Source organism: Pseudomonas sp. microsymbiont 2 (assembly GCF_054788395.1).
Map to the genome: position 1 here is coordinate 4765122 of NZ_CM139112.1, position 16484 is coordinate 4781605.

14 protein-coding genes are annotated in these 16484 nt (G+C 59.7%); 13 read left to right on the top strand and 1 reads right to left on the bottom strand.

The genetic code is table 11. The annotated features are described in order from the left end of the window. Positions 1–9: 9 nt before the first annotated feature. From ACYUME_RS21520 to ACYUME_RS21555, 8 genes are all read left to right on the top strand, one after another. Positions 10–978, top strand: a complete 969-nt coding sequence (locus tag ACYUME_RS21520; RefSeq protein WP_028689621.1) for an ABC transporter ATP-binding protein — start codon at positions 10–12, stop codon at positions 976–978. Next, positions 978–1946, top strand: a complete 969-nt coding sequence (locus ACYUME_RS21525) for a peptide ABC transporter ATP-binding protein (protein WP_460416770.1) — start codon at positions 978–980, stop codon at positions 1944–1946. Before ACYUME_RS21520 ends, ACYUME_RS21525 begins: the two co-directional genes overlap by 1 nt. Positions 1947–2280: 334 nt before the next feature. Continuing rightward, positions 2281–3090, top strand: a complete 810-nt coding sequence (locus ACYUME_RS21530; RefSeq protein ID WP_460416772.1) for an AraC family transcriptional regulator — start codon at positions 2281–2283, stop codon at positions 3088–3090. Positions 3091–3154: 64 nt separating this feature from the next. Continuing rightward, the gene (locus tag ACYUME_RS21535) at positions 3155–4561 is read left to right on the top strand and encodes an NAD(P)/FAD-dependent oxidoreductase (protein WP_460416774.1); all 1407 of its coding nucleotides are present in this window, start codon (positions 3155–3157) and stop codon (positions 4559–4561) included. A 33-nt stretch (positions 4562–4594) separates the two neighbouring features. Beyond that, entirely contained in the window at positions 4595–4936 is a 342-nt protein-coding gene (locus ACYUME_RS21540) for a cupin domain-containing protein (protein ID WP_279806958.1), read from the top strand. 52 nt (positions 4937–4988) lie between these two features. After that, positions 4989–6068, top strand: coding sequence for a polyamine ABC transporter substrate-binding protein (locus tag ACYUME_RS21545; protein WP_460416776.1), 1080 nt, complete (start codon positions 4989–4991; stop codon positions 6066–6068). Between the two features lie 389 nt (positions 6069–6457). Beyond that, the gene (locus ACYUME_RS21550; RefSeq protein ID WP_460416778.1) at positions 6458–6883 is read left to right on the top strand and encodes a hypothetical protein; all 426 of its coding nucleotides are present in this window, start codon (positions 6458–6460) and stop codon (positions 6881–6883) included. After that, on the top strand, positions 6880–9444 hold the full coding sequence (locus tag ACYUME_RS21555; protein ID WP_460416780.1) for an AAA family ATPase: 2565 nt from the start codon (positions 6880–6882) through the stop codon (positions 9442–9444). Before ACYUME_RS21550 ends, ACYUME_RS21555 begins: the two co-directional genes overlap by 4 nt. 36 nt (positions 9445–9480) lie before the next feature. Here the strand turns inward: ACYUME_RS21555 and ACYUME_RS21560 are convergent, their stop codons facing one another. After that, complete coding sequence (locus tag ACYUME_RS21560; protein WP_279885295.1) at positions 9481–11064, bottom strand: peptide chain release factor 3; 1584 nt, start codon at positions 11062–11064, stop codon at positions 9481–9483. Positions 11065–11396: 332 nt separating this feature from the next. Here ACYUME_RS21560 and ACYUME_RS21565 point away from each other — a divergent pair, with 332 nt between their 5' ends. From ACYUME_RS21565 to ACYUME_RS21585, 5 genes are all read left to right on the top strand, one after another. Further along, positions 11397–12347, top strand: coding sequence for an IS110 family transposase (locus ACYUME_RS21565; protein ID WP_460416782.1), 951 nt, complete (start codon positions 11397–11399; stop codon positions 12345–12347). A gap of 593 nt (positions 12348–12940) precedes the next feature. Beyond that, positions 12941–13627 (top strand): ABC transporter permease, encoded by a 687-nt coding sequence (locus tag ACYUME_RS21570; protein ID WP_279807081.1) that lies wholly within the window; start codon positions 12941–12943, stop codon positions 13625–13627. Between the two features lie 13 nt (positions 13628–13640). Next, a complete protein-coding gene (locus ACYUME_RS21575) occupies positions 13641–14555 on the top strand; it encodes a glycine betaine ABC transporter substrate-binding protein (protein WP_460416784.1) in 915 nt (304 codons plus the stop codon). Continuing rightward, positions 14552–15205 carry an ABC transporter permease gene (locus tag ACYUME_RS21580; RefSeq protein ID WP_460416786.1) on the top strand — a complete coding sequence of 218 codons (654 nt, stop codon included), beginning with the start codon at positions 14552–14554 and terminating at the stop codon, positions 15203–15205. Before ACYUME_RS21575 ends, ACYUME_RS21580 begins: the two co-directional genes overlap by 4 nt. Then, positions 15202–16359: an osmoprotectant ABC transporter ATP-binding protein OsmV gene (locus ACYUME_RS21585; RefSeq protein WP_460416788.1), complete on the top strand. Its 1158-nt coding sequence runs from the start codon at positions 15202–15204 to the stop codon at positions 16357–16359. Before ACYUME_RS21580 ends, ACYUME_RS21585 begins: the two co-directional genes overlap by 4 nt. The last annotated feature ends 125 nt before the right edge of the window (positions 16360–16484 follow it).

Sequence of the window (16484 nt, forward strand, 5' to 3'; positions counted from 1 at the left end):
GAGAACGCCATGTCACTGTTGCAGATCAACAACCTGAACGTGCGCTTCGGCGACGCCAATGCCGTGCCCGTGGTGGACGGCCTCGAGCTGAGCGTGGATGCCGGCGAGATCCTCGCCATCGTCGGCGAGTCCGGCTCCGGCAAGTCCGTCACCATGATGGCCCTGATGGGCCTGATCGACGCCCCCGGACGCATCACCGCCGACGTGCTCAACTTCGACGGCATCGATATGCTCAAGCTAAGCGGCCGCCAGCGCCGCAAGGTAGTGGGCAAGGACATCGCCATGGTCTTCCAGGACCCGATGACCGCGCTCAACCCCAGCTACACCGTGGGCTACCAGATCGAGGAAGTACTGCGCCAGCATCTCGGCCTGAAGGGCAAGGCCGCGCGCCAGCGTGCCCTGGAGCTGCTGAAGAAAGTCGAGATCCCGGCGGCCGAAAGCCGCCTGGACGCCTACCCGCACCAGCTGTCCGGCGGCATGAGCCAGCGCGTGGCGATCGCCATGGCCATCGCCGGCGAGCCGAAGCTGCTGATCGCCGACGAGCCGACCACCGCTTTGGACGTGACCATCCAGGCGCAGATCATGGAGCTGCTGGTCAACCTGCAGAAAGAGCGCAACATGGCGCTCATTCTCATCACCCACGACCTGGCCGTGGTCGCCGAGACCGCCAAGCGCGTATGCGTGATGTACGCGGGCCAGGCCGTCGAAGTCGGTCAGGTGCCGGAGCTGTTCGACATCCCCGCCCACCCGTACAGCGAGGCGCTGCTGGCGGCCATTCCCGAGCACAGCATCGGCGCCGAGCGCCTGGCCACCCTGCCCGGTATCGTCCCCGGCCGCTATGACCGTCCGCAGGGTTGCCTGCTGTCGCCGCGCTGCCCTTACGTGCAGGAAAACTGCCGCCGGCAGCGCCCGGCCCTCGATCCCCAGGCCCACAGCCTGGTGCGTTGCTTCTATCCGCTGAACCAGGAGGTGGCGTGATGGCCGTCGTTCTTTCCGCTCGTGAGCTGACCCGCCACTACGAAGTCTCCCGTGGCCTGTTCAAGGGCCATGCGCTGGTCCGCGCGCTCAATGGCGTGTCGTTCGAACTGGAGGCCGGCAAGACCCTGGCCGTGGTCGGTGAGTCCGGCTGCGGCAAGTCGACCCTGGCCCGGGCCCTGACCCTGATCGAGGAACCCTCCTCCGGCTCGCTGCAGATCGCCGGCCATGAGGTCAAGGGCGCCAGCAAGGACCAGCGCAAGCAACTGCGCCGCGACGTGCAGATGGTGTTCCAGAGCCCCTACGCCTCGCTCAACCCACGGCAGAAGATCGGCGACCAGCTGGCCGAGCCGCTGCTGATCAACACCTCGCTGATCAAGACCGAGCGCCGCGAGAAAGTGCAGAAGATGATGGAGCAGGTGGGCCTGCGCCCCGAGCATTACCAGCGCTATCCGCACATGTTCTCCGGCGGCCAGCGCCAGCGTATCGCCCTGGCCCGGGCGATGATGCTGCAACCCAAGGTGCTGGTGGCGGACGAACCAACCTCGGCGCTGGACGTATCGATCCAGGCCCAGGTGCTGAACCTGTTCATGGACCTGCAGAAGGAGTTCAACACCGCCTACGTGTTCATCTCCCACAACCTGGCGGTGGTACGCCATGTGGCCGACCAAGTGCTGGTGATGTACCTGGGGCGGCCGGCGGAGATGGGGCCGAAGGAGGATATCTACGAGAAGCCGCTGCACCCGTACACCCAGGCGCTGTTGTCGGCGACCCCGGCGATCCATCCGGATCCGCTGAAGCCGAAGATTCGCATCGCCGGTGAGCTGCCCAACCCGTTGAATCCACCGGATGGCTGCGCGTTCCACAAGCGCTGCCCGCATGCCACCGAGCGTTGCGCCAAGGAAGTGCCGGCGTTGCGCCAGGTGAGCACGCGGCAGGTGGCTTGCCACTATGCCGAGCAGTTCCTCTAGGTCCGGGTAGCCTTCATCGCGGGGCAAGCCCGCTCCCACGAAAGCCAGCTCGGCCTCGTGGGAGCGGGCTTGCCCCGCGATTGCTTCAATGCATGAAGAACCAAATCAGGATGATCACCGGAATCGGCACCCCAATCATCCACAGCAGTATCGAGCGCATGGCCGTTCTCCTCGTTCGGTGTTGAACAAAGGAAGTGCAGCCCCCATGCCAGCTGTATCAAAAAATTACATACATATGAATCAAGCCCTTAGCCGATAAGCGCTTGAAAAAACCGTGCAATATGCCGGATCCGCAGCCTTGCGCCTGGGTTTTCTGCAATGCACTATCACGCCCATGACCGCCACTCCCCTCCCCGACGGCCCCGGGCAAACCCCGCTCACCGCCGACACCGTCATGCGCTACCACCTGTGCTGGAAGCATCGCGACCTGGACGGCGTCATGGCGCTGTACCACCCGGACATCCAGTACCACGACTTCTTCCAGAACCGCGTGCTCGGCTTCGCCGAACTGCGCGACTACGTGCGCGCCTGCCTGCCCCATGAAGCCGGCGAGGACATCGTGCACAGCGACCGCATCCGCGTCGACGGCTGCACCGCGTTCATCCAGTACCAGGTCACGGTCCAGGGTGGCGAGGGATTGGTGGCATTCCAGTCCAGCGAAGCGATCACCGTCAAGGACGGGCTGATCTGGCGGGTCAACGAATACGCCACCCTGGTGCGCCAGGGCGGCAGCGCCAGCCTGCCGGGCGGTCCCCGCCCAGCCACCAGCCGCCTGGGCCTGTCACCGCGCCAATTGTCGACCATGGCCCAGGACCTGGAGCACTACTTCCAAGGCCAGCGCCCCTACCTCGACCCAGAACTCGATCTACAGCAGGTCGCCGACGAGAGTGGCTACAGCCGCAACCAGATTTCCTATCTGCTCAACCAGGTGCTCGGGCAAAGCTTCTACCGTTACGTGAACCAGGCACGCCTGCAGCACCTGATGGCCAGCCTTGGCGACGCCAGTGTGCGCACCCCCATCGACGAACTGGCCTTCAATGCCGGCTTCAACTCGCTGTCGGCCTTCTACAAATGCTTTCGCGAGCACACCGGCTTGTCGCCCAAGGCCTACCTCAAACAGATTTCCCTGCGTGCACGCACGTAAGACAGCCCCGCCCGCGCTTCACTAGGATCGCCCACAGACCCCAGCGGATGTGGAGCCCGACCCGATGCAAGCCCTGCGCACGATCAGCCTGTGGATGGACCAGCTCGACGAGCCGCTGTGCCCTCGCCCAGCCTTGCGCCAGGACCTGGACCTCGATGTGTGCATCATCGGCGCCGGTTACACCGGCCTGTGGACCGCCTACTACCTCAAGCGTCAGGCGCCGCAGCTGAACATCGCCGTGATCGAGGCCAACATCGCCGGTTTCGGCGCTTCCGGGCGCAACGGCGGTTGGCTGATGGGCAACCTGCTGGGCGAGGACCGCCTGCTCGCCACACTGTCGCCGCAGCAGCGTCGCGAAAGCATCGACTTGCTGCACGGCATCCCCGACGAAGTCCATGACGTGCTGCTGCGCGAAGGCATTGCCTGCGACTACCGCAAAGGCGGGGTGCTGTACTGCGCCGCCCGCTACCCGGAGCAGGAGCGCAGCCTGCGCGCCTGGCTCGATGACCTCTATCGCCAGGGCATGAACGAGGACGACTATCGCTGGCTGCGCCCCGAGCAGCTGGATGCCCAGTTGAAGGTGAGCAACCCCTATGGCGCCCTCTACAGCCCGCATGTCGCCACGATCCAACCGGCCAAACTGGTGCGCGGCCTGGCGCGGGCGGTGGAGGCCATGGGCGTGCCGATCTACGAGAACACCCCGGCCATCGACTGGCAGAGCGGCGAAGTGCGCACCCCGCTGGCACGCATCCGCAGCCACTGGGTGGTGCCTGCCGTCGAAGGCTACGCCGCCAGCCTGCCACCGCTCGGGCGGCACCAGTTGCCGGTGCAGAGCCTGCTGGTGGCCACCGAGCCGCTGCCCGAGTCGACCTGGGAACAGATCGGCCTGAGCCAGGGCCAGGCCTTCAGCGAAAACAGCCGCCAGGTCACCTACGGCCAGCGCAGCGCCGACAACCGCCTGGTGTTCGGCGCCCGTGGCGGCTACCGCTTCGGTGGCCGCCTGCGCGAAGACTTCACCTTGACCGACAACGAGGTCGAGCTACGTCGCTACCTGTTCGGCGAACTGTTCCCCCAGCTCAAGCATGTGCGCATCACCCACTCGTGGGGCGGCAACCTGGGCATGGCCCGGCGCTTCCGCCCGCACATGCTGTGCGATCGCCAGCGCGGCATCGCCTTGTCCGGTGGCTACGGCGGCGAGGGCGTCGGCGCCACCAACCTGGGTGGGCGCACCCTGGCCGCGCTGATCCTCGGCCAGCACAACGAACTCACCGCCCAACCCTGGGTACACGACAACCGCCCCTTGTCGAGCCTGGCCAGCTGGCCACCGGAGCCCTGCCGCTGGCTGGGCTACAACGCGATCATCCAGAGTTTCGTCCACGAGGACCGGACCCTCGCCAACCCGGCCAGCGCCCCCTGGCGGCGGCGCCTGGCCAGCGGGTTGGCCGACTTCATGGAAGGTTTCATGCACTGACTTCCCTTTATCACCACACAGGATCCACCGGTCATGAGCATCACCCAGTTCAAGCATACCGACAGCGCCATCCTGGACAGCTCCAACCCGGTCGCCGTGCCCCTCGGCGAGCCGGTCGCGGTCACCTCGGTCACTTGCGTCGAACGCAGTGACGGCGTCGAGACCGGGATCTGGGAGTGCACCCCGGGGCGCTGGCGCCGGCAGATCGTGCAGCAGGAGTTCTGTCACTTCATCAAGGGCCGCTGCACCTTCACGCCCGACGGTGGCGAGCCCCTGGTCATAGAAGCCGGAGACGCCCTGATGCTACCGGCCAACAGCCTCGGCACCTGGGATATCCAGGAGACCGTGCGCAAGACCTACGTACTGATTTTCTGATCCGCTGATCGCCTGCCTTCGATAACAACAGACAAAGCAAGGTACCCCCGACATGCGCACGCTCCTTCTCGCTCCCCTGATGCTGGCCGCAAGCGTTGCCGGCGCCGCCGACTCGGTGAAGATCTACAACTGGTCGAGCTACATCGCCCCGGACACCCTGAAGCAGTTCCAGCAAACCACCGGCATCGTGCCCACCTACGATGTGTTCGACAGCAACGAGACCCTAGACGGCAAGCTGATGACCGGCAACTCCGGTTACGACGTGGTGTTCCCGTCCAACCACTTCATGGCCCGGCAGATCCAGGGCAAGGCCCTGAAGAAGCTGGACAAGTCGCAGCTGCCGAACTGGAAGAACCTCAACCCGGTGCTGCTCAAGGCGCTGGAGGTGAACGACCCGGGCAACCAGTACGGCTTCCCCTACCTGTGGGGCAGCACCGGCATCGGCTACAACATCGACAAGGTCAAGGCGGTGCTCGGCGACAACGCGCCCATCGATTCGTGGGACCTGTTCTTCAAGCCCGAATACCTGTCCAAGCTCAAGAGCTGCGGCGTGGCGGTGCTGGACAACGGCCCCGAGCTGCTGCCGATCGCCCTGCACTACCTGGGCCTGCCGCACCACAGCCAGAATCCGGCGGACTACGACAAGGCCAAGGCGTTGCTGATGACGGTGCGCCCGTATATCAGCTACTTCCATTCCTCGAAGTACACCGGCGACCTGGCCAATGGCGACGTGTGCCTGGTGGTGGGTTTCTCGGGCGATGTGCTGCAGGCCAAGAACCGCGCCGACGAAGCGAAGAACGGGGTAAAGGTGGGCTATTCGATTCCGAAGGAAGGCGCGCCGATGTGGTTCGACATGGTCGCCATGCCCGCCGATGCGCCCAACGAGAAGGCGGGTTACGCGTACATGAACTACCTGTTGCAGCCGGAGGTGATGGCGAACATCAGCAACTTCGTGCAGTACGCCAATGGCAACCAGCAGGCTGACGCGCTGGTGGACCCGACGATGAAGGGCAATACGATGATCTACCCGAGCGCGGATGTGATGGGCAAGCTGTATGCCCTGGAGGCGATGCCGGCGAAGATCGACCGGATCAGGACGCGGGTCTGGACCAGCATAAAAGCAGGCAATTAGAAACTGCGTGGGAGCGGGCTTACCCCGCGATAGGCCCGATCAGACAGTGATGTTGTCTGATCGGGCCTATCGCGGGGTAAGCCCGCTCCCACAAAACTTTTCGCACAGAGCTTAGACTCAAATTAACCCGCACCACCTCCCCCAAGACTAAGCACCTAGGCTTTGTACGAAAAGTGCCTGCGCGACGATCATGCTGCGTTGAAAACAGGCTCGGAATGCTCATTTACAACCAGTAAACTCCGCTTCCTCGCCTGTTTTCGCCTTGCCTGATCGCCGCTCGGCGACTTTTCGTACAAACCCTAAGACTAAAACACATCACTCCGGCGACTCATTTGGCAGCGATTGAAAATAGGGGTACCATTAGCAATCTGCTTTCATGAATGAATGGGATGTCACTCATGCACCACAATAGAAATATAACAGAATTTAAACTTGGATTTAATTGCGGAAGCGCCCTACTTGAAAGCTACTGTCGAATGATCGCAATTGAGTTGAAACTGGCACACATCAAACCATTAAAAAGCCACGACATCATAGTAAAATTACAGAATCTATCAAAAACATCAGCTGGCTCTCCAGCAGCCTCGGCACTAAATAGCAGAATCACAGAGTTAAAATCTGCTTTCACCGACATTCAAGTTGAGTCAACAAAAGGCACAAAGCCCTTACCTCACGGCTCTTATCCAAATATTCGTTACACTCGATTCACTGGTGACTGGCACAGTCTTCATACAGACAACTCAAAACTAATACATCTAAATAATAAAATAAAAAGCACGATACACACACTTAAACAACTTGGATATGCAATATGAAGACTTTGTCGGAACTTTTTCTAAAAATTCAGCAGCATTACAATGAGGCTGTGATTAGATTTAACTTTCCAACAGTCTATATTGCAGTCACAAGCCAAGATTTTCTGGACGCTGATGACGACACGCGACTATCGAGACTGCTAGACAAGTGCCAGTTAAACGCAGACGAACTTAATCGCATAATTTCAAGTAGCGCCTCTCAACTTTTACTTATTTCCGACAGCGAAACTGAAGAATATAATTTCATTCTAAAAAGCGATTCGAACAATCACTGGCTGTCGCAGCACAACTCATGCTTTAAAGAAAACATAAAGCACGATATCACTAACCACTTGAATGTAATTCACTTTTACGGACAAAAGGGCGGCCAAGCACGTTCCTCGGTCGTAGGTGCCCTTGCGAGAGATCTTGCCGACAATGGTCACAAAGTATTGGTGATTGATGCCGACATTGAGGCCCCAACACTTCATACCATTTTTGGAATTGAAGAGATCAATATCGAAAACTCACTAATGGGTTATGCTGGCTGGGCAATAGAACCAAGCTATACCTCCAACCCTACAATTCCAGGTGTATACTTCATTGGTTGTCGTCCAACCGATGAAGCTTGGGAAATGGACTATGAAGCATTTTCATTGCGTTGCACTCTCGACCCAGCCACTCTCGCCAACATTTTCAAAAGAATATTCAGCATCGAACAAGTAGTAAACGGTGAATTTGATACAGTACTTGTCGACCATAGAACCGGCACAACCACATCTGTAATTCCCATTGTCAGCACGATTCCCGGCCCCTCCGTTATTTTCAGCCGCCCGGACAATCAGACTACTTGGATGCACGGAATAAGAACTCTTCTTTCCTTCAACCCACTAAACCCAGGCGCTTTCATATCTTTTTCCATTGACAACCTTAAGAAGAAAGGTAGCACTACGGAATCAGAAGCCGAATTCAAGGAAAAACTTCTAGACATTCTATCCGAAACCTTAGCCACTGGAGCTGAGGACCCCGATCCTCTCCCAACTGATGAGCTTGAACGCTACTACATCCCCTGGATGTATGATAGAGCGTTTTTTAACAGCACCCTACCTAAAATATCTCAACTTCAGACAGATAACATTTATGCGCTCAGTCAGCTGAAAGAGATATTAGGCTTAAATAAACCTGCAGAAAAGCCCCAATTGCTCACTCCTACCTCACAGAGATTAAGCTCTGCATCTGGCATTATTGATCAGACTTGGTTTGTCGAATCTGAAATGACAAGAGCCATTTTGCAACAGGATTCTAATCTCAATTACATTTTTGGCAGGAAGGGGACGGGGAAAAGCCGGTTATTCAAAGAGTCGGTTGAGCGAGGTATAGGCTTGCCCCTTCTGGCACCAAGTGAGTATGGCGAAGTTGACAACAATGTCCCTAATAGCAGCGATCCTGTGATAGACACATTGCTAGGCAAGCTCGGAGAGAATTACCAAGCATTTTGGTGGGCCCTCGTTTCTGCACGACTTGAGGCGGAGCGCTCTAACTCACAATATAAGTCACTCATTCAAGACTACGCACGCATGCCAACAGATGACCTGTTGAGCATTGCCAATTCAATGCAAGTTTCTGACAAGCTTAAAAGCAGAAAAATCACTCTTCTCATCGATGGCCTTGAAACTGCAGTCCCCTCTACCAAACTTAGACTTTTTGTTGAGGGTGCATTGCGCTGCATGAACACCATACAGAACAGTAGCGAGTTCCGCCAGCGCCTATCCGTCAGGCTATTCATCCGAATTGACTTAGCTATCGGCAGTCAAAACATTGAACAACAAACATCTGGTAGAAAAATTGACCTCTACTGGGATGAACAAGCTCAGATGAACTACGCCCTTGCATGTATTGCCGCAAACCCTGTGGCCAAAACCATGTTCCACGACACTATAATTGACATTGAAAAACGCAAACATGATATTTGCCTAGGAAAACTCCCTACTGACGAGTGCGAAGCATTCCTCCTGAAAGTGTTTCCTGACAACCTTCGCAGAAGCAACATCAAAACCATAACATTTATAAAGACTTACTTCCGGGATGCATCATCACAGGACAACGAACAATTAGCCACATTCTATCCACGCCTTTTCTTGGATTTCACCACCTCATTATTCAGCCAGCTTTCGAGAATCCAAAATCCATTGGACCTTAATAGAAGGATTGAACAATCCGCAATCTTTGAGTCCTACGATAATGCTGCAAAAGAGTTCATAAATGATGCAAGGCAAGAGTTGGCGCACGCCATTACACTTGACTCTGACCCTGATCAAAACAGAACAAAAGTAAATCTTCTTTTAGAATCGCTCAAAGGAAAAGCAACTCCTTTCTCGCTTGAGTTGCTCACCCAAAAAATTCACACTGAAATCGGTGAAACAATCACTGAGGAATCAATAAAATCAGCACTAAGAACCATGAAAGAGATGGGGTTCTTTGAGCAAACAGCCAAAGATACATCCAAGTGGAGAGCTGGACGTGTCTATAAATCAGCGTTAAAAATGAAGTTCGTACGCGGAGCAAAGGCACGCGACAACTAGAAAAATTGGGGCAGCTCACGCTGCCCCAATTTTTAATCAATGATGCTCGCGGGTAGCGCGGAACTTGATGTCCGGCCAGCGCTCTTCCATCAGCGACAGGTTGACCCGGGTCGGGGCCAGGTAGGTCAGGTGACCGCCACCGTCGATGGCCAGGTTCTCCATGGCCTTGTTCTGGAATTCCTCGAGTTTCTTCTTGTCGTCGCAGCTGATCCAGCGCGCCGACCAGACGGTGATCGGCTCGTAGGCGCACTCGACCTTGTACTCTTCCTTCAGGCGGCTGGCGACCACGTCGAACTGCAGCACGCCGACCGCACCGAGGATGATGTCGTTGCTGCGCTCAGGGAAGAACACCTGGGTCGCACCCTCTTCGGCCAGCTGCTGCAGGCCCTGGCGCAGCTGCTTGGATTTCAGCGGATCCTTCAGGCGCACGCGGCGGAACAGCTCCGGGGCGAAGTGCGGGATACCGGTGAAGCCCAGCGCCTCGCCTTCGGTGAAGGTGTCGCCGATCTGGATGGTGCCGTGGTTGTGCAAGCCGATGATGTCGCCGGCAAAGGCTTCTTCAAGCTGCTCACGCTCGGAGGAGAAGAAGGTCAGCGCATCGCCGATGCGCAGGTCCTTGTTCAGGCGCACATGGCGCATCTTCATGCCCTTCTCGTACTTGCCCGAGCAGATGCGCATGAAGGCGATGCGGTCGCGGTGCTTCGGATCCATGTTCGCCTGGATCTTGAACACGAAGCCGGTGAACTTCTCTTCCACCGGCTCCACAGTCCGCTCGTGGGCCACGCGGCCCAGCGGGCGCGGCGCCCAGTCGACGACCGCGTCGAGCACGTGGTCGACGCCGAAGTTGCCCAATGCGGTACCGAAGAACACCGGGGTCAGCTGGCCGTTGATGAACTCGTCCTGGTTGAACTCGTGGCAGGCACCCTGCACCAGCTCCAGTTGCTCGATGAACGAGTCGTACTGGTCGCCCAGGTGCGCACGGGCCTCGTCGGAGTCCAGGTTCTGGATGATCTTGGCTTCGGTGCGCTCGTGGCCGTGGCCTGGGGTGTAGACGACGATGTAGTCGCCGGTCAGGTGGTACACGCCCTTGAAGTCGCGGTAGCAGCCGATCGGCCAGGTGATCGGCGCGGCCTTGATCTTCAGCACTGCTTCGATCTCGTCGAGCAGCTCGATCGGGTCGCGGATGTCACGGTCGAGTTTGTTGATGAAGCTGACGATCGGCGTGTCGCGCAGCCGGCAGACGTCCATCAGGGCGATGGTGCGTGGCTCTACGCCTTTACCGCCGTCGAGCACCATCAGCGCCGAGTCCACCGCGGTCAGGGTGCGGTAGGTGTCTTCCGAGAAGTCCTCGTGGCCGGGGGTGTCGAGCAGGTTGATCATGTGCTCGCGGTAGGGGAACTGCATCACCGAGGTGGTGATGGAGATGCCGCGCTGCTTCTCCATTTCCATCCAGTCGGAGGTGGCGTGGCGGTCGGACTTGCGCGACTTCACGGTACCCGCGACGGAGATCGCCTTGCCCATCAGCAGGAGCTTCTCGGTGATGGTGGTCTTACCGGCGTCGGGGTGGGAAATGATGGCGAAAGTGCGGCGCTTCGCGACTTCGGCGGCCTGGTTGGTCATGGGAAATCGCCTGACTGGGGATTCAAAAAGGGGCGATATCATACCTGAAGTCGGGGCATGGGCCAAAATCTGCTGAACCCAATGCACCTGTTCCGGCCTCTTCGCGGGTAAACCCGCTTGTGTCTTGAGGTGGGATTAGAATCTGGAGTGAGAGCGGTGAATGGCAAGAGCTGAATGCCGCAGGTGCCTTGAGCACGCGTGGGAGCACAAGCTGCCATTCACCGTTCCACTTTGGCGAGAGCCCGAACAGTTGGATGCGGCTCTGATCTCGAATCACAAGCGTGGGCCAAGCCAAAGTCCTCTCACTGTGTTGAGTTTAGGAGGTTTTGGTGATGGCTTCCTTCTTGGGTATCGATGTATCCAGTATCTCGCTCGATGCTGCGGTGCGGCCCCAGGGCATCAAACTGCATATCAGCAATGATCCGAGAGGCTTTGAGGTGCTACTGAAGAGCCTTCGCAAGCTCAGTATCAAGCGCGTCCTGCTAGAGGCAACGGGTGGCTACGAGCGAGATGTCATGCGTTTTCTACAGGACGCTGGCTACAAGGTCATACGCGTCAATCCCAGGCGGGCCAGGTCATTCGCTGACTCTTTGGGCATCAAGGCCAAGACCGACGCCATCGACGCCGAAGTTCTGGCGCACTATGCCGAAGTCATTCCAGATCAACCCTCTCTGCGAGTCAGCCCAGAACGAGCGCTTCTGCGAGAGCTGCTTCAGCAACGTGATCGGTTGGTTCAACAACGAGATGACGACCTGCGACGCCTGAAGCAGGTGCAATCGACTGCAGTTGCTAACTACCTGAATGCCAACCTGAAGCACTTCAAGACGCAGATCAAACTGGTTGAGTGCGAGATCGAACAGCAAACCGCGATGCTGAACGACGAACGGGTTGCCCATCTGATCACAGTGAAAGGCATTGGGATGGTGACAGCGGGCAAATTAATAGCGCTGCTGCCGGAGCTAGGTCGGGTTGAATCCAGAGAAATTGCCTCCCTGGTCGGGGTCGCGCCCTTCAACCACGACAGCGGGAAGTCCGTGGGCAAGCGTTCTATCTCTGGTGGGCGATTTGCGGTCAGGCGATCGCTGTACATGGCATGCATTGTGGCGATGAAGTACAACCCAGCACTCAAGGCGCGTTATGAGTCACTGCGCGAGCGGGGGAAGCTTCCCAAGGTTGCTATCGTGGCCTGCATGAGGACTTTCATCGTACGGCTAAATGCCATGCTCAGAACGGGCACATCATGGCGCGACCTGGTGCTGCCGCAACCTGAAAGTACAACGTAAATCCAGAACGCTGCGCGATCAGCGTGGAAGCGGGTTTGCCCGCGAAGCCAACACCGTGGTGGATGGCACGGGCTTCGCCCGTGTTCGCGGGCAAGCCCGCTCCCACAGGGATCGCGCCAGATTCTAAAAATTGCGTAAGACAGTTGCTCCCACAGGTGCTGCACAAGACTCAAAGGCTGTGGGAATCCTGTGGGAGCGGGTTTACCCGCGAAGAGGCCAGTGATCGCTAAAGCGTCAGCCTGGTCACGACAAATGGCTACAAAGCAGTGTTTTCAACGCCCAGAGCGCATGAATCCGATTTTTTTTCTCGATGCGTTTCCATCTTGCCAGTGATTAGCACTGGCCAAATGCCGCCCTAGATGGGAACCTTTGCCTTCACGGAGACGTCCACTCCCCTGCAACCCGCTTCGGTTCAGGGCTGGTTTCACCTGCTTCACGAGCCCGACGGGGTTCGGCTCATGGCCTGATGCCACGCATCGGGCTGCTACTCGCGGTCACACTGCCCGCCGCCAGGAATGGCCGGCCACACGGGAGTGCGAGCGCCGACTACAAAAAGGAGTCCGCCTGTGGCTGCACGCTACGGAAAAGGGCTGATGGGATGGGCCGCCGTGCTCGTCATCCTGGCCCTGCTGGTCCACTGGATCGGCATCGACACGATCGCCCGCTACCGCGACGATCTTGGGTTCTACCTGCAAGCGCACCTTGTCTTGGTGCTGGCTTCGATGGCGGCGGCGCTGGCCGTGGGCATCCCCGCCGGCATTGCCTTGAGTCGACCGCACCGGGTCGACAAGGCCGAGCGCTTCATGCAGTTCTTCAACGTTGGCAACACCATTCCCCCCCTGGCCGTCCTGGCCATCGCCCTGAGTATCCTGGGCATCGGCGCCGGCCCCGCGATCTTCGCGCTGTTCCTCGCCTCCCTCCTGCCCATCGTGCGCAACACCTACGAGGGCCTGAAAAACGTCCCCGCCTCGCTCAAGGAAGCCGCCACCGGCATCGGCATGACCCCGCGCCAGCAACTGTGGCAGGTGGAACTGCCCAATGCCGTGCCGATCATCGTCGGCGGGGTGCGCGTGGCCCTGGCGCTGAACGTGGGCACCGCGCCGCTGGCATTCCTGATCGGCGCCAACAGCCTGGGCAGCCTGATCTTTCCCGGCATCGCCCTGAACAACCAGCCACAGCTGTTGCTGGGTGCCGCATGCACGGCACTGCTGGCCCTGGCGCTCGACGCGCTGGTGAGTTTCTCCAGCAAGCGCTGGCTGGAACGTGGCCTGGCCCAATAAGAAGAGGGAAAGCATGAAGAAGAGAATCGCCTTGTTCCTGGGCGCGGTCCTGCTGTTCGCAGGATTTGCCCAGGCAGCGGAAAAACCGCTGATCCGTATCGGCGCCCGGGTGTTCACCGAGCAGACCGTGCTCGCCGAAATCACCGCCCAGTACTTGCGTGCCAATGGCTTCGACGTGCGCGTGACCAGCGGCCTTGGCAGCAACATCGCCCGCCAGGCCCAGGAAACCGGCCAACTCGACCTGATGTGGGAATACACCGGCGTCTCGCTGGTGTCCTACAACCATATCGACGAGCGCATGCCCGACGCCGCAGCCACCTATGCGCGGGTGAAAGCACTCGACGCGAAAAAGGGCCTGGTCTGGCTGAGCCCGTCGAAGTTCAGCAACACCTATGCCCTGGGCCTGCCGAAGCAGGTCGCCGAAGCCTACCCGCAGGTCAATACCATCAGCGATCTCAACCAGGTACTGCGTGACGAACACAGCCGCAATCACCTGGTGGCCCTGGACACCGAGTTCGCCAATCGCCCCGACGGCCTGGTGGGCCTGCGCGAGATGTACGACCTGCCGCTGGACCGGCGCAACATCCGCCAGATGGATGGTGGCCTGGTCTACACCGCCATGCGCAACAACCAGGTGTTCGCCGGCCTGGTCTACACCACCGATGGCCGCCTGAGCGCCTTCGACCTCAAGCTGCTGGAAGACGACAGGCACTACTTCCCCGACTACACCGCCGCCCCGGTGCTGCGCAAGACGGTGCTCGACGCCCACCCGCAACTGGCCACCCTGCTCAAGCCGCTGGCCGAGCAGCTCGACGACCAGACCATGCGCCGGCTCAACGCCCAGGTCGACGTCGAGCACCAGAGCCCGACCGTGGTCGCCGCAGCCTTCCTGCGTGACCATCCACCGCACAGCGAGGTACAGCCATGAGCCTGCTCGACACCTTCGCCCACCTGGACTGGGCCCAGGTCCTGCAACTGACCGGGCAGCACATCACCCTGGTCGGCATCGCCGTGGGCCTGGCGATCATCGTCGGCGTGCCATTGGGCATCCTGATGACCCGTTTCCCGGCCCTCGCCGGGCCCCTGCAGGCCAGCGCCACCGTGCTGCTGACCATCCCCTCGATCGCCCTGTTCGGCCTGCTGCTGCCGTTCTACTCGAAGTTCGGCCAGGGCCTCGGCCCGCTGCCGGCGATCACCGCGGTGTTCCTCTATTCACTGTTGCCAATCCTGCGCAACACCTACCTGGCCCTGACCAACGTCGAGCCCGGCATCCGTGAGGCCGCGCGCGGCATCGGCATGACCTTCGGCCAGCGCCTGCGCATGGTCGAGCTGCCCATCGCGGTGCCGGTGATCCTCGCCGGCGTGCGCACCGCCGTGGTGATGAACATCGGCGTGATGACCATCGCCGCGACCATCGGCGCCGGCGGCCTGGGCGTGCTCATCCTCACCTCCATCAGCCGCAGCGACATGTCGATGCTGCTGGTCGGCGCCGTGCTGGTCAGCCTGCTGGCGATCATCGCCGACCTGCTCCTGCAAACCCTGCAACGTGCCCTGACTCCAGAAGGACTGCGCTCATGATCGAACTGAAGAACCTCAGCAAGACCTTCAACGTCAACGGCAAGGACGTCAAAGCCGTCGACGCGGTCAGCCTCACCGTCAACGAAGGCGAGATCTGCGTGTTCCTGGGCCCCTCGGGCTGTGGCAAGAGCACCACGCTGAAGATGATCAACCGCCTGATCACCCCGACCTCCGGCCAGGTGTTCATCAACGGCGAGGACACCAGCGGCCTCGACGAGGTCACCCTGCGCCGCCACATCGGCTATGTGATCCAGCAGATCGGCCTGTTCCCCAACATGACCATCGAAGAGAACATCACCGTGGTCCCACGCCTGCTCGGCTGGGACAAGCAGCGTTGCCACGACCGGGCCCGCGAGCTGATGAGCATGATCAAGCTCGAACCCAAGCAGTACCTGCAGCGTTACCCGCGCGAACTTTCAGGTGGCCAGCAACAGCGCATCGGCGTGATCCGCGCCCTGGCCGCCGAGGCCCCGGTGCTGCTGATGGACGAGCCGTTCGGCGCGGTCGACCCGATCAACCGCGAGATGATCCAGAACGAGTTCTTCGAGATGCAGCGCGCGCTGAACAAGACCGTGATCATGGTCAGCCACGACATCGACGAGGCCATCAAGCTGGGCGACAAGATCGCCATTTTCCGCGCAGGCAAGTTGCTGCAGCTGGATCATCCGGACACCCTGCTGGCCCATCCGGTGGATGACTTCGTCAGCAACTTCGTCGGCCAGGACAGTACGCTGAAACGGCTGCTGCTGGTACGTGCCGAGGATGCGGCGGACAACGCGCCGTCGGTGAGCCCGGAAACGCCGGTGAGCGATGCGCTGGAACTGCTGGACGAGCATGACCGTCGCTACGTGGTGGTCACCGATGGGCAGAACAAGGCGCTCGGCTATGTGCGCCGGCGCGACATGCACCGCCAGGTGGGGACGTGCGGGGATTTCCTGCGGCCGTTCAATGCCACCGCGGCGCATGACGAGCACCTGCGCATCCTGCTGTCGCGGATGTACGAGTTCAACCGGGCGTGGTTGCCGGTGCTGGATGCCGGGCAGGTGTTCCTGGGCGAGGTGACGCAGGAATCGATTGCGGCGTACCTGAGTTCCGGGCGCTCGCGGGGGGCGAAGACCAGTATCGTGTCGCCTGCCGAAGCAGTGACCTCCTGATAGAAAGCCGGGGGCGCTTTGCGCCCCTTTCCGACCGGTCCGACGCCTCGGCAAGGCCGCTCCTACAGAGGAATGCGATCTCCTGTAGGAGCGGCCTTGTGTCGCGATGGGCCGCACAGCGGCCC